The following is a 19603-nucleotide window of genomic DNA, read 5'->3' on the forward strand; positions in this document are numbered from 1 at the left end:
GTGCGCCGTGCGCTGGAATCCGTTTTAGCCCTTATCTATATCTCAGTTCCACCAACAGTTATTGCGTCGACTTTGAGTGTCGGCTGACCAACTCCAACGGGCACATTTTGTCCATCTTTCGAGCATGTGCCAACACCAGGATCTAACTTTAAGTCATTACCAACCATAGATACTTTTTTCAACACTGTTGGACCGTCACCAATTAGTGTTGCTCCTTTTACTGGCTGTGTAATTTTGCCATTTTCTATTAGGTAAGCTTCCGAAGATGAAAAAACAAATTTTCCTGACGTTATATCAACCTGCCCACCACCGAAATTTACTGCATATAGACCTTTCTTTACGCTAGATATTATTTCCTTCGGTGTATACTTTCCGGGCAACATATAGGTGTTTGTCATGCGCGGCATAATAACTTCTTTATAACTTTCTCTTCTACCATTACCAGTTGGGCTTACACCCATGAGTTTAGCGTTCATATGATCCTGCATGTATCCTTTTAGGATCCCATCCTCTATCAATATATTATAACTGGGTGGAGTGCCTTCATCGTCTACGCTGATAGAGCCGCGCAAATTGGGCAGAGTTCCGTCATCAACTACTGTGATGTCACTAGCTGCTACTTGTTTACCCACAGAATTTGAAAATGCTGAGACTTTTTTGCGATTGAAGTCGCCCTCAAGTCCATGACCCACGGCTTCGTGTAACAATATTCCTGGCCAGCCTGGACCTAAAACGACTGTCATTTCTCCGGCTGGAGTTGGAATTGCTTCAAGATTTACCAGTGCTTGTTCTAACGCTTGGTTTGCAACTTCTTTCCACTTTTTCTCAGAAATAAACTTACTATAAGAGTCCCTTCCACCATGCCCTGCAGAACCTCTTTCGGTACGGCCATCTTTTTCTACAATGACTAGCACATTAAAACGTACCAGAGGCCTGATATCGCTTAATCTGTGATCACCCTTTATTATTTGTACAACTTGCCATTCTCCACTTAGAGTTATTTTTACTTGCTTCACGCAGTTATTTTTGGACCTTACATACTCATTAACCTCATTGAGTAGCTTAATCTTTGAATTCAGATCCATTTCATTTATAGGGTTAATCCTCGAATATAGGCTTTTTGTCTCTTCGTTTAAATTTATTGAATTTGTCTTGTTTAAAGACACTGAGCTTTTTACCATAGAAGCAGCATTACTAATTTCTTTTTCGCTGATCTCAGAAGAACAAACGAAAGATGTACTATCTTCACAAAAAGACCTTAAACCAAATCCCCTTCTAGTATTCAAGTCCATGTGTTTTAATATGTTATCCTCAAAAACCAGGGACTCCGACTGGCAAAATTCTAGAAACAGCTCACCACCATCGCTATTGCTCAAAGCGTTATTGACTATTTTATATACGTTATTAATATTAACATTGTTTTGAGCAAAAAATATTTGATCTAGATTTGGCATTACCTTTGAACTAAAAATTGTTTAAGTATATTATTTAACTTTAACATAGTAAACTATAAAAAGCCCGGGTGGCGGAATTGGTAGACGCGCTAGCTTCAGGTGCTAGTAACTTTTTAAGTTGTGGAAGTTCAAGTCTTCTCTCGGGCACTCTTAGCTTCCATATTGCTTATTGAATTAATTAATGTTATAATATAACATATTAGGTAATATTTATGCTATGTATGGTGAAAAAGATAAGTTAGCCTACAGAAAGAAGGTACGAACTTACTCGAAACGCTTAGTTACTACACTATCTACTATCTCTTTCATTGGATACATAGCGGCATTGGTCTTGAATATTCCTGTCTTAAGTCTGTATTTTAGTATTGCCGGCACTATATTCAGTGCACTTTCGTTTGCTTTAAATATATGGTCACTAAATGATCATTCCCGACAACAGAATCTTAATAAGAAATCTGGCATAAAAAACACTCCAGGACAAAAAAAGTTAACAAAGATCTATCTTGATATAGCATCCAGTGCTTCATTTCTAATAGGAGGTATTGCATCTATGTCGCTTTTTGAGTCTTCTGTTATTTATTTTGTTTCTACGCCTTTTTTTATTCTAGGCTGTGTTATTATGGCAGCTAATATCGTTCAAACTATGATTAGTGAACCACAGACAAAAAACGTCCTTGAGAATCTCTCTTCAAATACTGCAAGAGTACAAGCTTAAGTATTAACTTATTTAACTTATACAGGAATATTAGCTATATAATTCCACTGAAGGAAGCCATTCAAAAGAGTTCGATGTAATTAGCGTCAAAAAAGTGTAAGCAGAAATTGTGGGCTTATTGGGGTAGGAGCGCTTAGTACTCCTACTTCCACATCAATTACTTGAATAATTGCTCAAGCTATCAAAATAAAAGTTTTTATTCAGTAATTTGTGTATAAAGGGTACTATTTTACTAGTAGTGAAATAAATCAGAATGAAGTCTATTTTATTAACGAGGCCTTTATTGGACTCGTTCAATACAAGAAATATATTGAGAAAGTATGGATACAAAGTTTTTATAGAACCAGTATTCACAATAAAGTACTTAAATCCTGATATATCTGCGTACGAATTTGACGTTGTGATATCTACAAGTAAAAACAGTGTAAAGGCTCTTAGTCAAATATGCAAAGAGGATGACTTTCCGATTATTACAGTTGGTAATTCAACCATGCAGGCTGCAAAAAATTTGGGATTTTCTGATATAATCTCAGCAGACAGCAACGTTGATGGTCTGATATCATTCATAAAAGCTCATTATTCAAACGCAATAAAGTTCTTGTATATAAGGGGACAAGAAGTATCATGTAACCTAAAAAAGAGATTATCTGAAGAAGATTTTAACGTAAGAGAAGTTGTACTCTATAAAACAATTATAAAAAGGAATCTAACTTATAGGTGTAAAAATTTACTATTGGATGGTAAAATTGATAGTGTTGCTTTTTTTTCCTCACAGACAGCAAGGATATTTTGTTCATTAGTTCTAAAAAGTGGGTTATCTCATGTGATGAATAATGCAGTTGCATATACCATGAGTAAAAACATTGCTGATAGTTTAAAGTTAATCAAATGGAAAAAAATTATAACATCGAGGTTGCCTACTGGGGAGAGTTTAATTGATATAATTAATAAGGATTGTTGATGCTAAAGATTGCAACTTGGAATGTAAACTCCATACGTAAAAGAGTTAACCAACTTTGTAGTTTTATAGTTGATAGTCAGATAGATATAATTTTGCTGCAAGAGATAAAATGTATGGAAGAGCAATTTCCTTATGCAGAGATAGAGAAGCTGGGATATGAATGTGCTGTCTATGGACAAGTTGCAAGAAATGGCGTTTGTGTTTTATCTAAATATCCGATACTGGAGAAGTTTAAGATTGATATCGTAGAAGGTTATCAAGAAGCGCGTTATATAGAGTGCATAATAAAGCACAATAATCAGAAGGTAAGGGTGGGAAGTGTATACGTTCCAAACGGTCAAAGCCCGGACTCTCAAGCATTTGAATATAAACTCAAGTTTTTTGATAATCTATATGAAAGGATGAGCACTTTGTTAAAGAATGAAGAGTTAACTATTATAGCTGGCGATTATAATGTTGCACCGGATGAAATTGATGTCTTTGATTCAAACTTATTGAATGGCCAAGTGTGCTTTCATATAAGAGAACGTGAGAAGTTAAGAGCGATCTTGAATCTTGGGTTTAAAGATGCGTTTAGAATATCTCACCCAAATTTGCAACAATTCACTTGGTGGCATTATCAAGGCAATTCACTCAGAAATAATCAAGGAATGCGAATAGATTATATGCTGTTATCACCACAAGCTGTAGATAAATTGGAAACATGCTACATAGATGATAGATTGCGTAAGCTAGAAAATCCGTCTGACCATACTCCTGTTGTATGTGCTATAGAATAATAGCAGATCTCTTACACAATTCACTTTTAGCAAACCTGAGTAGTCTTACCTTTGCTGCTCTGTGGTTTTTCCCTTCGTTTGTTTTCCTTTCCTGTCCAAGATTGATCGTGCTGCTCACTTTTTTCGTTTCCTACCTGGGAAATTTGCTCAGGAACAGGCTGTTGTTCACTCTTTTCTTTTCCTTGGGAAATTTGTTCAGAAACAGAGGTGCCTTTCTCAACTTCTGTAACTGGGGTTTTTAAAATATCATCAATGCCCTCGAGAATTTTTCCATTCAGTTTTGCTCTCTTTTCTGTATCATCTTTATCTTGTGAGCTAGGGTCATACAAAGTACCTTTTTTGTTATTTGAAAAAAGAACCTCCACTCCTCCTTTTATGGCAAATATTGTGCCGATAGCAGTAAGAACTACTCCGAGTGTAGTAGGACCAAAAATTAACATTGGAATAGTGGAAAGAAGGACAGGAAAAAAGATCTTGCTTAAGAACGTTGTTACCATCTCTTCATCACTGAGTGGTGGTTCATCCTCTTCTTTCTTGTCTTTACCTAAGAATGGTATTTTTTCTTTCATCCCATCCATAAAGGAGCCAGAAATATTTTTCGGGTCTATTTTGATCCCTCCAATTAGCAGCAGCATTTCCAATACAAACTTTATGGATGAATCTTTAGCTTCTGTACCCCGTATATCAGCTACACACTTGGTTATTATTTGTTGTATTTTATCATTATTTAATTTCTCTTCTCTAGCTAAGCCTTGCTCTCTAATTTCTTTAAACATAGAAAGTAAAAACTGAGAAAAATTCTCTTCACTGAGTGGTTTTATATCTTTTGGATTGACATTATTAAGTAGTATGTCCTTATAAGCTGATATAAAATAATCAGTTATTTCTTTGTTCTCCTTTAATTCGGCTTTACCTTCTAATACTTTTACAAAGTAATCATAGATTACCTGATGTTCCTCTTTTTCAAAAATTTTCTCATCTTTGTTAGTTACCTGATTTGAAGGTTCCAAATTCTTTGTTTGTGGAGTTAATATTTTTGTCATAACTGAGTTACTCACATTTACTATACTTCAATTGTAGCATATTTTTCATATTAATTCAAATAATCTATACTCCTAGAATTCACGATGTTTAAGTCATAATTAAGGGAATTTAGACCCCAGTTGTCGCCAACTTTTATTTCTACTTCAAGTGGTACAGAAATTTCTATTGCATTTTCCATTATATCTTTCATAAGTTTTGCTGTTTCTTGTACCTTTTCGTCCTCTACTTCAACCAGTAGTTCATCGTGAACCTGGAGGATTATTTTACCTACTTTCAATTGGTCAAAAAGCTGAATTGTCGCACGTTTTATTATATCAGCAGCGGTTCCTTGCAGTGGTGCGTTTATTGCTGCCCTTTCTGCAAATTGTCTTATATAAGGAATTGTATTGTTTATGTCTCTTACAAAGCATCTCCTGCCAAACAAAGTTTCTACATAACCATGCAATCTTGCGATAGACACTGTTTTTTCCATATAGGCCTTTATTTCTGGGTAACAGGAAAAATAGTAATTAATGTATTCAGCAGCTTCCGCAATGGTAATTCCAAGCCGCTTTGCAAGACCAAATGGGCTAATGCCATATATAATTCCAAAATTGATGGATTTTGCTTTGCGTCTTAATTGCTCATCTATTTCTTGCACTCCAAAAACTTGCCTTGCGGTGATCTCATGAATATCTTGTCCGTTTGCAAAAGCTTCTTTAAATGCTGCAACGTTTGCAACGTGTGCCAGGAGTCTTAATTCTATTTGCGAATAGTCAGCAGAAATTATCTTATGCCCTTTTGGCGCAATAAATGCTTGTCTGATAAGATTTCCCTCTTCGCTTCTGATAGGAATATTCTGTAAATTAGGATTGCTGGAGCTCAGCCTTCCAGTTGCAGTTGCAGTCGTTGAAAAGCTTGTGTGTATTCTACCATCAAGTGGATCAACTTGCTTTATTAATGCATCAGTGTAGGTGCCTTTTAATTTACTTAAATGTCGCCAATTTAAGATTTTACTTGCAATTTCTACCCCTTCTTCTTCGAGTGCCTCTAGAACTTCATAATTGGTGCTATACGATCCAGATTTTTTTGACTTTTTCTTTTTATTAAGCCCCATTTTGTTGAATAAAACATCACTTAATTGTTTTGGCGAAGCAATATTAAATCTTTCTCCTGCCAAATTATATATCTCATCTTCAAGCACGGCAATTACCTGCTGAAATTTATCGGACAGCTCCTGTAATTTTTGTATGTTCAGTAATATCCCATTTTTCTCCATATCAAATATTACTTTCATAAGTGGCTTATCGAAGCGCTCGTAAATTGTGAGCAATTTTTCCTGAAATAACCTTTGCTTTAGCTTTTCATGAATTGCTATTAAAGTTTTTGCCGAGAAAATTTCTGCATTTTCACTCAAATTATGCGCAACTATGTTTGGAATACTGTGATCATGCTTTCCTGTATCCAAGCTATACGACATTATCATCAAATCATCAACTGAATCTAGCATCTTCTCTACTGTAGGGAAGATTTTCCTGATCTCTTTGATGTTATGTATTATTTTAAGCACTCCATTTGAGAGCAAAGTTAAGTTAATTATAATGAGTGCATCTTGTATGCTGTCTTGCTCTATATAAAAAATATTACTTTCGCTATAAGATAGACTTAATACATTGTTTTCAAGGTGGTAATGAATTGCAATTTTGCCTTCATATCTACAATGCTCCAAAAATTTCTCTAACTCTTCACTACTATATTCTATTTTCTCTTTTGTGCTAGACCCATTATAGGAAAAAAGCTTTTCCACTTTCCCTATTAAGGAATTGAATTCATACTTCTTTAAAAAGGATAATAGTTTTTCCATATTTGGAGAATGGACTTCATATTTTGCAATATCATGTTGAAGGTCTACTTTTTCGCATAGTGATAAAAGTTCTCTTGAAATTAGAGCTTTTTCCTTATGTTCGGTGAGAATATTACGAATCCTCGTTTGCTCGATATTATCAATGTTCTCTATAATATTATTCAATGAATCAAATTCATCCAGTAATTTAGCTGCAGTTTTCGGACCTATTCCCGGAACGCCTGGAATGTTGTCAGATGCATCACCAGTTAGAGAAAATAAATCAAGAAGCTTGTGTGAGTTTACACCAAATTTTTCTATTACTTGTTTTTCATCTATATATATATTTTTAATGGGGTCGAATATTAAAATATTGTGGTTCAAGAGTTGAAATAAGTCTTTATCTGATGAAACGACTACCACTTTAAAGTCTTGGTGGTTGGCGTATTTTGCAGCTAGTGTTGCAATTATATCATCTGCTTCATAACCTTCAATCTCTTCATAGCTGAGGTTAAAAGCTTCTACCGCTTCCCTCAGTATGGTAAACTGTGGAGTTAGATCCTCAGGAGGCGTTACTCTGTTCGCTTTGTACTCAGGATATAAATTGTGCCTAAAATTCTTTTTCCCTGCATCAAGTGCTATAGTTAAGTAGTCCGAATGGGCAATGTACTTAAGAACCATATTCAGAAAGCCATATACACCACCTATTGGCATTCCTGTTGTGGTAATTAAGTGAGGTAGTACATAGTAAGCTCTGAAAAGAAAACCATAGCCATCGATGATTGTGAAAGTTTTTTCTTTCATTGTAGATATTTATGCGTGCTTTTGATGGTCCACTATTTAGCTGAGAAAATCAAGTTTTTGTTTTTCTGCTTTTGAGCGTTGTAAGAGATTTTACCGAAAATAGCATTCATGATGGGGATGTACACATATGACCTTACCCAGAAAAAGTGGAGAGAAAGTGTGGAATGTTTTTTACAAAAAGAATGATGCATCAAATTGTTCTGGAATGCAATAGTTAATAGTGACGTTGTTTGTTATAAAAAATTTCTATGTATTCAAATATTGCAGTTCTAGTGTGTTGAGCAGAGTGTTGTGAAGTATCAATAAGTATTTCTCTTTTCAATGAGCTAAAGAAGCTTTCTGCAACAGAATTGTCGTAACAACAGCCTTTATTACTCATCTATATTCTTTACAGCTAAGAGATATTGATACCCTTGCGCAGTATATTGTGAACCTTGGTCACTGTGCAGCAGTAGATTTTTAACAGGTTTACGCCTATTAATGGCCATTAATAAAGAGTTCATAACCAATTGTTTATTTATTGCACTACTCATTAACTACCATACGTGAGAATTATTGCTGCCAAATATAGCCATCCCTCCTTGGTTTTGATGTAAGTAATCCCATACTTTATTTGGTTGATCAACAATAAAGTTTTGATCTAGTATATTGGGAGCTACAGCTCTATTATCTGTTTGTTGTTTTTTAATTTTAAACTTTCTTCTCAGTATAGCCCTGATGTCATTTTTCTGCATAATACTTTGCACCGTTTTCAAATTGCAACTTTTACCCAAAGCCTTCAATTCAGCATGAATTTTAGGAGCTCCATATCTACATTTAGAAACTTGATATATTTTTTGAATAGCTTCGAGTAGCTCTTTATTTGCTGATTCTCTACTGCTTATTTTTCTTGTGGTCCACTTATAGTAGCCACTAGCAGAAAATCCTACATAATTCCTGTACTTTATAGCAGTTACTATATAAAAAAATATTTTACTCTTTTTGACTGGCCAGGGCTTTTTTTTAAATGTCTCTTTCCCTTGTTACTCTTGCTTTGTAAATCAAACCTCTCTTTGTCGTAAGGAGCCATGTTACCTCTACCTGGAAATGCATTTGCCGCTGACTTTTTTTCGTTATATTTCTTCATCCATTTTCCTAATACACTATCCCTTATTCCTAGATCTCTTGCTACTTTTGCAACTGGTTGACCTACCTTTCTTTGTTCATTTGCCAGCTTAACAGCTTCCAATTTGAATTCTGCCGTATATTCTCTTACCATTTCTAATCCTCCAAAATTTTATTTTACCCAAAAAAACTCTTTTCTTTCTCTCCACTTTTTCTGGGTAAGGTCACTATTTCTTAAGTAATTTACACTTCAGAGTTTATCTGCTTTAAAGTTTACTCTATTCTGTTTCAGCATTTGTCATAAATCCTTAATTATTTCTGACTTTTTAGTTCAGTTTTTAACCATTCTTTCCTTAACTTAATGGCAGTGACAATAAGCCTATCTATCATTCTGATGTGATTTCAGTTTTTTTTACATGCAAACTCTCTAATCCCACCTTGTAGTTAGGATAAATTAGAGAGACATTAAGATCTTTTTTAATTTTAACATTACTTACTCTTTTTGATCCTAAATAAAAACTCTGTGCATAATCTGGTAACTCAATTGGCTCTGGAGGGCTAACATTGAGAAGTTTGGCTGCATACATTATCACTTCAGATTGTGTAGTGGGTAAATCGTCTGCACAATTGTATATTTCACCAGGTTTTATGTTTTGCATGGAAGAAAATAAAATATTCGATATATCTTCAACGTGAATACGAGAAAAAAAATGCCCTTCTTTTTTCACATTTCTTGCTTTGCTAAGCTGCAAGTCAATTAACACGTTCCTACCAGGACCGTATATTCCAGCTAAACGAAAAATATGTACAGGCAATCTGCTATTCAGCCACTTCCTTTCAGATCTAAGGCGCTTTTCTCCTCTGATTTCTATAGGTTTTGTTTCAGATTCCTCATTCACCCAATTACCAGAGTGATCACCATAGACGCTAGTTGCAGACAAATAACCAAACCATTTAACATTTTGCAGGCAATCACCGTATCTCTCCACAACATCATCACCATCTGGAGGAATAGAAATTAAAACGTGCGTTGCGCTTTTAAGCAGATCTTGGCTAACCTTCTCATAATTAAAGAGGATTACATTTTGTATATCTTTACTTCTTGATGTGCCACTGACTTTCCAACCTAAGTTCAGTAATTTTTTCGATAAAAATTTAGCTACATATCCATAACCAAAGCAAAACAAGTGCATGAAAATTAATTTTTAAAATTCTTCTTGATAAATTCTACTCCTAATTTTATTCCCTCTTCATTAATAATATGCCCTAATGCATGAATTGGGTGTCCTTCAACATTTACTCCATTTTCTTTCAGAGCTTTAACCGCTAAGTCGAGGGACGAAAAAGGTACCACGTCGTCAGCATCACCATGGATAACACATATGTTAGGTTTTGACTTGATCTCTGGTGCAGTTTTTGAAGGTGAAAGAAATCTACCAGAGTATGCAACAACTGATGCACAGGATTGAGAGCGGGTGAGAGCTGTATGTATTGCAAGCATTGCTCCTTGAGAAAATCCAACTAAAGAAAGTTGCGTATCTTTTAAATTAAGCTCCTTTAATTTTGTATCAATGAAATGATTTACAATTGATGTAGCATTTTTTACTCCATTATATAGCGCTTCCTCACTACGATCTTCCAAGCTGAACCACTGATAACCATCACCTATTTCTCTTTCAAACGGAGCATTGGGTACTGCAAAATATGAACCCAGTAAAAACTTGCTCATAACTTTAGCAAGGTGAATGAAATTATCGCCACTTGAGCCCCAACCATGTAAAAAAATAATCAAATTTTTCTTATTTCCGCCTGCACAAATTTCTGGGCCTTTAAGTTCAATCATTTCTTTTCCTTTTGCATTTATATTTTTATTTAACACTAATTTTCAAATTTGTAAAAACCCATGTGCAATTATGTACACTAGCTCATAACTGTATGAACATTGCAATTTGCAGGCAATTCGCGTGGCAGATGAAAGTAGCTGACACTGGAATCCAGCTTTTGATCGAAAATGTTGCATAGTGCACAATCAATTTTTCTAGATCCCAGTGTCAAGCACTGGGATGACACCCTCCTGCTAGACAATGTTCGTACAGCTATGGAATGAATCGCGGTATGACGTAGGATTGCTGTCATTCCAGTGCTTGACACTGGGATCCAGTTCTTATTACCTGGTGTAAAGTTAAGTTTCCTGGATTCCAGTGTCAAGCACTGGAATGACACCTCTGGGCACTGCCGTCATAAAGGAACCAGTGTCAGCTACTTTCATGGCATCAATAATTGACCTCGACTTACCGTCCAACTAGAAAGTTGTATATAGAATGACAGAAATCCAGATGTTATTTACTTACTTTCGATCTTTTCTATCAATTTTTTAACTAAGCCTCTTAGCTTTTTACTGGATTCATCAAGCTCTTGAATCTGCGAGCTGTGCTCTTTCATTAGTTCCTTATAGTTACCTCTTATGTAGTCAATCATTTCCTTCATCTGAGCAATCATCTTGTTAACATCCATACTGCCCAAATCAGGTATCATGCCAGGCATAGCCCCTTCTAACATACCGCCAGCCATAAGCTGCTGAGACATTTGCATAAATGGTTTTAAAGTCTGATTAAGCAATCCAGGATCCTTAGCTAATTTTTCTATTTGCTCTTTGCAAGTATCCATATACTGCTTCATAAATTCATCTTCTTGCCCTTTGTCTATCATAATTATAACCTACCTAAAAATACGTGTTCTTTATTATATATTATTTTAAAATTAAAAACAATACAAAATACCTGTCACAATTGCATTAATACTTTTTAAATAATAAAAAATGCTCCTTTGCTTATAAAGGGTCACATACCTTCTTTAACCATTCCTTATCTTTTACGCTATTTTCTAAGTTTTTATAGACAAATTGATGGTAGCCATTTATCCATTCAATTTCATCCTTAGTAAGCATTTGCACATTTATTAGTCTTCTATCATATGGAATAGAGGTCAGTTGTTTAAAGTTTAAGAAGCCGTTTTCTTGCCTGTCAACATATATCAGATTTTCAATTCTTATTCCATACTCTCCCGGAATGTAATAGCCAGGTTCGTTGGAAAGTATCATCCCTGGCGTGAGTTTCACTTTATTACTTTTTGATATTGCTTGTGGTCCTTCGTGTACTGATAGGTAACTTCCTACTCCATGCCCTGTACCATGCATATAGTCCATTCCAAATTTCCATAAATGCGTACGTGCTAATATATCCAATTCTCCACCAGTAGTGCCAGGAGGAAAGATGACACTTGCTATAGCAATGTGAGCTTTGAGTACTATTGTATAGTGGGTTATTTGTTCATCAGTTGGATTGCCAATTGCTACAGTTCTTGTCACATCAGTTGTGCCGTCAAGGTACTGGCCACCAGAGTCAATCAAATACAGTCCATCTTTCTGAATTACTTTATTCGTCTTACTGCTTGCACGATAGTGAATTATTGCCCCATTCTCATTAAATGCTGAAATTATTGGAAAACTTAGTTGCTTAAACAAATTCTGCTCTTTTCTGTATTCTAAAATCTTTTCTTCAGCTTCAAGTTCTGTACCAACATTATTTTCAAGCCAATATAGAAAATTTGTAACTGCCACTCCATCTCTGATATGCGCATTTATAGCCCCAGCTATTTCAGTTTGGTTTTTTGCTGCTTTATAAATTAGACAAGGATCTTCTCTCTCAGCTACCTGTTTATCTTTTATTACAGCCATGATACTCATTGGAGTTGTGCTTGGATCCATGACTATTGAATTTAGCTTGTGCAGCGAATTTTCTAGCTCACTAATATCAAAAATATTTATATGATTGCCTAAATTTGCTTCTATAGTTGAATGTTCTTTATCTTGAATAAACAAACCAACATTACCGCTTTTATACAATATAGCACGGCCCAATATACATGGAGTATATTTAGCATTTTCATTTCTTAAATTTAATAACCACGAAATTGAATTTGGATCAGTTAAAAGCACTACTTCAGCTTCTTTATCTATGCTTTTAGCTATTTTTTCACATTTGTCCTTACTACTTTCACCAGCATATTCAATAGAATGTAAAACCACTGCTTGTTTTCGACAGTCACTTTTTTTTCCAGCTAAACAGGGTATTAATTTACAGATATTCTCATACTTTCTTATATCTTCTATGGTAAAATATTGCAAATAATAACCTAGTGAGGCAGTCGATGTTAAGTTTGCTTTTATCCATTCGCGTGGATCCTCTTCTTGTATATTATATACTTGAAAATTGCCCCGATCGAGCTGATTGCGAGCTTGTGTGATATAGCGTCCATCCGTAAAAAATGGGCACTTGTTGTCTTTTGTAACGATAAGTAGCCCATTTGTTCCTGTAAAGCCACACAGCTTTGTTAGCTCCTCTGAATACTCATTTAAATATTCATCTTTAGTATGCAACATAAATGCATCAACGTTTATCTCGTGCATAAAAGAACGAAATTCTTCGATTTTTGACATAGAACACCTCATACAAAATTAGCAGCCACTTTCGTTTTCCTGTTTCTCAAATACACTAATATGCTCACTATCGCTGCAGGAGTGATGCCTTGTATTTGCTTTGCAATGCCAATCGTCGCTGGTTTTATCGTCTGCAACTTTTCTATTACTTCACTTGACAGGCCTTTAACTTGTGAATAGTTAAAATCAATTGGAATTTGAGTGTTAATTTCCTCTCGTAAAAACTTCATATCCGCTTCTTGTCTTATTAGATAAGGTTTGTATTTTGCTTCAATTTCAACCGCTTCGCATATTTCATTCTTAGTTATGCTACCCATTGCGGTGCCATCCCAGCGCGTGATGCTGCTTAACTCCGGCCATATTTCTTGTAATTTATTCCAGTCGATGTTTGGATAGCTAAGTAAATCTAGTGCCGTTTTTCTTATCCCATCATAAGATATTTTGATACCATAAGACCTAAGCTGCTCAGGAGTAATCGTCAGACTCCCTAACTCCTCTTCAAGCTGCTTAATGGATTCAAGTTTATTCTGTAAAACGGAGTATCTCTCATGCGAAACAAGGGAAATATCATAACCTTTTTGTGTTAATCTTCTATCTGCATTGTCTGACCTGATAGCTAGCCTATATTCTGCACGTGAGGTAAATAATCTATAAGGTTCGATCACCCCTTTGGTGACTAGATCATCTATCATTACGCCGATATATGAGTCTGTGCGATGAAGAACAAAGCTTTCTTTTTTTTCAGATGCAGAGAGTGCTGCATTAATTCCGGCAATAATTCCTTGCCCTGCTGCTTCTTCATATCCAGTAGTGCCATTAATTTGGCCAGCAAAATATAGGCCTTTAATTTTCTTAGTTTCAAGAGTATGGCTTAGTTCTCGTGGATCAATATAGTCATACTCAACTGCATATCCAGGTCTTAGTATTTCTGCATTTTCAAGTCCCTTGATACTCTTTATCATTTCACACTGCACTTCAATAGGCAATGAATTTGAAATTCCGTTCGGGTATATAGTATCATCATTCAAGCCCTCTGGTTCTAAAAATATTTGATGACTACTTTTTTCTGCGAATTTTTTAACCTTAGTTTCAATGGATGGGCAGTATCTTGGTGCTATAATATCATCCAAATACGAAGAAGCTGACCTGTGCAGATTCTCTCTAATTATTTTATGCGTGTTTTCATTAGTATGGGTAATAAAGCATGATACCTGAGGTTGATTAATTTTTTCTGTTAAGTAAGAAAACGGCACAGGTGGATTATCACCCACTTGTTCTTGCAATATTGACCAGTTTATAGTGCCACGATCAAGCCTTGGCGGAGTTCCGGTACGCAATCTACCTAATTTAAAATTATATTTCTTCAACGTATTTGCAAGTTCTACGGCAGGCTTATCTCCCATTCTCCCTGAAGGAGTTACCTGCTCTCCTATATGAATCACACCCCGCAGAAAAGTCCCTGTAGTTAGAACGACTTTACTTGTCAGTATATGCTCCCCTGAGCTTGTTATTACAGCTTTAATGCACAATTCTCCATTGTTATTACTCTCTATAAGAAAATCGTCAACCGACTCTTCTTTTACCGTCAAATTATTATAATTTAGAATAATTTCCTGTATTGCTTGCTTGTATAATTTTCGGTCTGCCTGTGCACGCGGGCCCCATACTGCTGCACCTCTGCTGCTATTTAAAATGACTGAGTGTATACTTGCTTGATCGATTGCTCTTCCCATTATTCCATCAAGAGCGTCAACTTCCCTGACTACAACGCCCTTTGCAACTCCTCCGATTGCTGGATTGCAGGACATTTCCCCTATAGTTGAAATTTTATGAGTTATAAGCAGCGTGTTTGCACCAAGGCGAGCTGCAGCAGCAGCTTCGCACCCTGCATGACCACCACCTACTACTACTACATCATATTTATGCATGCCTTCTTGAGTAATTCTTACTCTACTAATATTCTAACTATTAGCAGTTAATGTCAAATTTTACAGTAATTAACTATTTCAATCATCAGTGGCCAATGTATAGCTAACTCACGTCATACCGTCACGGTATCTCTAGATCCCGCTAACAAGCAGCGGGATGACGGTTTTTCAAATTATCGGGTTTTAGTGGGGCGAGCGACCAGGATCGAACTGGCGACATTCAGTACCACAAACTGACGCTCTACCAACTGAGCTACGCCCGCCAAGATATAAAATTTCTAACATAAGAGCGCAAATAGTCAATTGATTATTTAACTCTCCTTTTGCAGAGGGTTTTAAGTTTAGCCAATAAATATTTTCATTGATACTTTTACCATTATAGTTAATTGTATTGACACTAATGAAGTAGTGGTATGTTTAAAAGTATTTTCACATTTAGTTTTTTTACGGCTATTTCAAGGATCTCAGGGTTAATAAGAGATGTATTGATTGCTACGGTTATTGGTGCGAACTCTCTTGCAGACATATTTTTTTCTTCGTTTCGTTTTGCCAATCTATTTCGAGCATTTTTTGCAGAAGGAGCGTTCACTACCTCATTCATACCATTATATTCGACAGAATCATATGATAATAAAAAGGCATTTAATTTTGCAAGTAGTGTAATATCCATTACGTTTATTATCTTAGTAATTTTTTGCCTTATCATGCAAACTTTCTCCCCTTATATGATTCAAATTTTTGCTCCTGGATTTGACCAAAGTAAGTTTACCCTTACTGTTACTTTATCAAGAATTATGATGCCCTACATAATCTTTGTTTCAATTGCATCACTTATTGGTGGAATGCTGCAAGTAAAGCAGCATTTTGCTTCAACAGCTATTGCACCAATCGTTTTGAATCTCTGTTTAATCATCAGTTTGTTTGTGCCTTACGTAAAAACTCCAGCGCACAACCTTTCTATAGCTGTCCTTATAGGAGGAATTTTCCAGCTACTTTTGATACTATTTAGTGCATACAAGTTAAAGGCAGCTTTTTCTTTTAGCCTTGAATTAAGCAATGAAGTAAGGTTATTTTTTAAGCGTGTGATACCTGCAATTATCAACAATTGTGTAACTCAAATAAGCTTATGGATTGATACAATCATGGCGAGTTTTATACCAAATGCGGTGTCCTATATATATTATGCCGATAGACTAAATCAACTACCGCAGGGAATAATCGGTACTGCAATTGGTACAGTGCTTCTTCCTTTAATTTCAAAACAGGTGGATAATACTGAAAATATAGTCAAAATACAGAACAAGGCTCTCAACATAGGATTAATGTTAATTATGCCAACAACTGCTGCCTTTATCATTATTCCCGACATAATTTTACTTACGCTTTTTTCTTACGGCCGGTTTGATCATTATGCAGTGCAGCAAACTGTTCCCACTTTAATAGCATTTTCTCTTTCTTTACCTGCATTTATTATAAATAAAGTATTGCTACCTACATTTTTTGCTAAAGGCAATCTGAAAATACCAACCATATTTTCGCTAATGTGTCTTGGAATTAATGTAGTGCTAAACCTTTTGTTAATGAACGAGTATCAGCATACGGGGATTGCTATTGCTACTTCCGTTTCCACTTGGATAAACTCTATTCTATTAATTAGTTATTTAACAATAAATAAAATGTATAAGGTTAGCCAAGCGTTATTGTTAAATGTCATGAAAATTTTTGTAGCAACGGCAGTCATGTCAATAGCCCTTTATATTTTTAATTCTTTGTTGGCAGGATTATTTTTTGATAAAATGTTGGCTCGTATTGTTTATTTAACGACTTTAATAGCTTTGAGTGTTATTGTTTATTTTGGTATTCTCTATTTAATATTTAAGGGAAACTTTAAGCATGTGTAAATTATGAGACTTTCTTTATATGCTATATTATCAATCTCACTGCTATTAATTCTCATGCATGTTGCTGCAACTTTTAAGGATTGGAGTGGCTACAGGAAATATATCATAAAAGAGTTAGAGAAGACGTATGATGCTAAAGTGCATATTGGGGGAAAAATTAAAGTTTCGTTGATTACCCCAAAGCTCACTATTTATAATGTATACGTACAATACAACGAAAATAAAGAGCAAAAGTTGTCAGATTTAATTAGTGTAAGAAAAATTGAAATAAGGCCATCGTTCCTATCGTTGTTTTTATTTTCGTTGCAACCAAAGTCAATCACATTGTTTGGCATGAAAAGCAACAAAGAAAATTTACTTAATATTATAAATACAAACGCCAGTGGTAACACAGTCGATATAGTAATAAAAGACAGCCAAGTAAGTTTCAAGAATGATTTCGCTGATATTGTTAACATAAAGGAAGTTGCTGTAAAAAAAAATAAGCAGTTTTTTGGTAAAGTAAAGGTAGGTGATAATAATTACGATTTTTCAGGAAAGGTTAATATCACAAAAAGGAATGTACACATTAGTGTTGAATCAAATTTTGTAAATTTGCTATTTACAGGTAATAGAAATCAAGAAGAACTCCAGGGTAATTTAACATTAACAATTAATAACAGTTCCGGTTCTGTGAGTGATTTAGCAAAAATCATTAATCTTAGCTTTCTCTCTTGTGTTATTCCTAGCGAAAATATCAAGATATCATCCAATATAAGTCTTAATGAAAGTGAGTTTACGGCAACTGACTTAAAAATTGATTCCAAAAGCATGCAAGCCAGCGGTACAATACAAAATGATAGAAAAGGCAATCACACTAATTTCAATATTAGCTTCAGTAAAGTTGATTTAGATTCCATACAAAATGATTCACAAAGAACAATGAATATGAAGGATCTTCTGGAATGTTTTAGAGCAGTTGTGCCAAAGAACTTGAGCTTAAATTTTAATATGGAAGCTTCTAACATTCAATATCAAAACAAAATATTGGACAATTTCCGTGCTGTACTAAAATCCACTGATGGCAAAGTAAAAGTTAATACGCTTCTTAAATTTCCTGGAATCAATAATATATCTTACTTATCAGGAGAGATCTCAAACAATAATGTCCTATCTGAATTCAACGGTGATTTATTAGTCGAAGGAAATGATTTTGAGTCATTCATTTCATGTTTTTTCCCTTCTATAAAGATGAAAGAAAACCAGAAAAATCAATTTACACTAAGTTCTAAACTGCACCTTGCACCAAGAATATTATCTATCTCAGACATTAGACTGCTAAATAATAAGGAATCCTTGCAAGGATCAATTAGAGTAAGCCACACAAAAAAACGCAGTGTGATCGATGGTGAATTTAGCATGCATAATCTTGATGCAGATAAATATGATCATTCATTATTTAGCAGTTTACCTAAAATGCAATGGCTGAAAAATTTTCAGTATGATACAAATATAAAGGCCCGTGTTAATAACCTTACATTGAATGATACGAAAATTAAAAATTTGGATTTTTTGCTGAAAATGGAAAAAGGTAAGCTAGTTGCAGATAAAATAAAACTATCTGGAGAAGATTTCGATATTACCGGTAATGCAAAAATATTAGCAGATCAAAAATACGCCAAACCTTTATTAGATGTTAACCTTACGGGCAGTAAATTTAATGGAAAAATTATTACATTACCAAATTTAGTAGAGACGAAAAGAAATTCAAGAAATGAGATAGATCAAATTCAATGGTCAACAAAGCAGCTTGATTTTTTGGATGATAAAGAAGGCTTTGATGCAAATGTGCAAATCAATACTGCAGAATTTAAAACCGAGCAGAATGTTTTAAAAGATTTTAATTTGGATGCGGTAATGAGAAACAACACTATCACTATCAGGCAGGCAAGTTACGTATTAGAACGCGGGCAAGTGTTTTTTCAGGGTTATTTAAGATCAGACTCAATAAATACAAGATTTTCTATTGTAAATTTGGACACTAAAAAGATTGGTAAGGTTATAGGAATTGACAATGTAAATGGTCAGGTAAGCTTAAATGGTGAAATCAAAACTCAAGGAAAAAGTTTTCATGATTGGGCTAGTAACTTATCAGGAGATGTAAACTTACAAGCGCAAGGAATAGAAGTTACTAATGTAGATTTCAATTCATTTATCACTAATTTGTTAAGCAGTAAGAATAAATCTGAAATTTCCACACTTGCTTATGTTGATATATATAATGGCAAGACATTTTTTGAAAATATTAGCGGAAAAGCAAGTATTAAGAGTGGTATATGTTCAACTAGTTTACAGTTCGGGATTGATCAAGCATCAGGATCGATCTCTTCTAATTTAACCTTATCTAACTTCGCTTTAGCTTCTATATTCAGGTTCTTTTTCATACCACCAAATTATAGTAATCCAATCTATATCGATATGCATTTGGATGGCCCTATTTGGCGTCCTAAGATGAGTTTTGATGTAGACCAAATCTTCATCGCTCTGGTTGGCAAGAAAAATAGTTAATTTACTTAGGTGTACGGTTTAGGGGACAATAAACTCATCTGAACGG

Annotated in this window: 14 protein-coding genes, 2 tRNA genes and 1 pseudogene; 6 read left to right on the forward strand and 11 right to left on the reverse strand. The window is 34.8% G+C overall.

Annotation, left to right across the window (positions count from 1 at the left end):
* Positions 1 to 35: 35 nt before the first annotated feature.
* Complete coding sequence (gene tldD / locus HUB92_RS03895; protein ID WP_010962974.1) at positions 36 to 1454, reverse strand: metalloprotease TldD; 1419 nt, start codon at positions 1452 to 1454, stop codon at positions 36 to 38.
* Positions 1455 to 1516: 62 nt separating this feature from the next.
* On the opposite strand from tldD, the gene HUB92_RS03900 reads away from it, so the two are divergent.
* From HUB92_RS03900 to HUB92_RS03915, 4 genes are all read left to right on the forward strand, one after another.
* Positions 1517 to 1601, forward strand: a tRNA-Leu gene (locus tag HUB92_RS03900).
* Between the two features lie 70 nt (positions 1602 to 1671).
* Entirely contained in the window at positions 1672 to 2169 is a 498-nt protein-coding gene (locus HUB92_RS03905) for a hypothetical protein (protein ID WP_010962975.1), read from the forward strand.
* Between the two features lie 253 nt (positions 2170 to 2422).
* Positions 2423 to 3130, forward strand: coding sequence for a uroporphyrinogen-III synthase (locus tag HUB92_RS03910; RefSeq protein WP_209472446.1), 708 nt, complete (start codon positions 2423 to 2425; stop codon positions 3128 to 3130).
* Entirely contained in the window at positions 3130 to 3909 is a 780-nt protein-coding gene (locus HUB92_RS03915; RefSeq protein WP_006279450.1) for an exodeoxyribonuclease III, read from the forward strand. Before HUB92_RS03910 ends, HUB92_RS03915 begins: the two co-directional genes overlap by 1 nt.
* Before the next feature lie 26 nt (positions 3910 to 3935).
* On the opposite strand, the gene HUB92_RS03920 is transcribed toward HUB92_RS03915, so the two are convergent.
* The 10 genes and pseudogenes from HUB92_RS03920 to HUB92_RS03975 form a co-directional block, all read right to left on the reverse strand.
* Positions 3936 to 4952 (reverse strand): hypothetical protein, encoded by a 1017-nt coding sequence (locus HUB92_RS03920; protein ID WP_190321453.1) that lies wholly within the window; start codon positions 4950 to 4952, stop codon positions 3936 to 3938.
* A gap of 50 nt (positions 4953 to 5002) precedes the next feature.
* Positions 5003 to 7579 (reverse strand): DNA polymerase I, encoded by a 2577-nt coding sequence (gene polA, locus HUB92_RS03925; protein WP_209472448.1) that lies wholly within the window; start codon positions 7577 to 7579, stop codon positions 5003 to 5005.
* A gap of 171 nt (positions 7580 to 7750) precedes the next feature.
* Positions 7751 to 8837 (reverse strand): annotated as a pseudogene (locus HUB92_RS07265) (IS3 family transposase).
* Positions 8838 to 9069: 232 nt separating this feature from the next.
* Complete coding sequence (locus tag HUB92_RS03945; protein WP_209472450.1) at positions 9070 to 9876, reverse strand: SDR family oxidoreductase; 807 nt, start codon at positions 9874 to 9876, stop codon at positions 9070 to 9072.
* A gap of 5 nt (positions 9877 to 9881) precedes the next feature.
* On the reverse strand, positions 9882 to 10526 hold the full coding sequence (locus tag HUB92_RS03950; RefSeq protein ID WP_015589325.1) for an alpha/beta hydrolase: 645 nt from the start codon (positions 10524 to 10526) through the stop codon (positions 9882 to 9884).
* Positions 10527 to 10603: 77 nt separating this feature from the next.
* On the reverse strand, positions 10604 to 10891 hold the full coding sequence (locus HUB92_RS03955) for a hypothetical protein (protein WP_209472452.1): 288 nt from the start codon (positions 10889 to 10891) through the stop codon (positions 10604 to 10606).
* A 135-nt stretch (positions 10892 to 11026) separates the two neighbouring features.
* Positions 11027 to 11392: a hypothetical protein gene (locus HUB92_RS03960; RefSeq protein ID WP_209472454.1), complete on the reverse strand. Its 366-nt coding sequence runs from the start codon at positions 11390 to 11392 to the stop codon at positions 11027 to 11029.
* Between the two features lie 121 nt (positions 11393 to 11513).
* The gene (locus HUB92_RS03965) at positions 11514 to 13181 is read right to left on the reverse strand and encodes an aminopeptidase P family protein (protein ID WP_209472456.1); all 1668 of its coding nucleotides are present in this window, start codon (positions 13179 to 13181) and stop codon (positions 11514 to 11516) included.
* Between the two features lie 8 nt (positions 13182 to 13189).
* Positions 13190 to 15109 (reverse strand): tRNA uridine-5-carboxymethylaminomethyl(34) synthesis enzyme MnmG, encoded by a 1920-nt coding sequence (gene mnmG / locus HUB92_RS03970; RefSeq protein WP_209472458.1) that lies wholly within the window; start codon positions 15107 to 15109, stop codon positions 13190 to 13192.
* Between the two features lie 187 nt (positions 15110 to 15296).
* Positions 15297 to 15372, reverse strand: a tRNA-His gene (locus HUB92_RS03975).
* 150 nt (positions 15373 to 15522) lie between these two features.
* On the opposite strand from HUB92_RS03975, the gene murJ reads away from it, so the two are divergent.
* Together murJ and HUB92_RS03985 are read left to right on the forward strand one after the other, a co-directional pair.
* On the forward strand, positions 15523 to 17010 hold the full coding sequence (murJ, locus tag HUB92_RS03980) for a murein biosynthesis integral membrane protein MurJ (RefSeq protein WP_010962984.1): 1488 nt from the start codon (positions 15523 to 15525) through the stop codon (positions 17008 to 17010).
* Between the two features lie 3 nt (positions 17011 to 17013).
* Positions 17014 to 19557: an AsmA family protein gene (locus HUB92_RS03985; protein ID WP_182282701.1), complete on the forward strand. Its 2544-nt coding sequence runs from the start codon at positions 17014 to 17016 to the stop codon at positions 19555 to 19557.
* Positions 19558 to 19603 lie beyond the last annotated feature (46 nt).

This window comes from Wolbachia endosymbiont of Wiebesia pumilae (assembly GCF_017869285.1).
Taxonomy (GTDB): domain Bacteria; phylum Pseudomonadota; class Alphaproteobacteria; order Rickettsiales; family Anaplasmataceae; genus Wolbachia; species Wolbachia pipientis.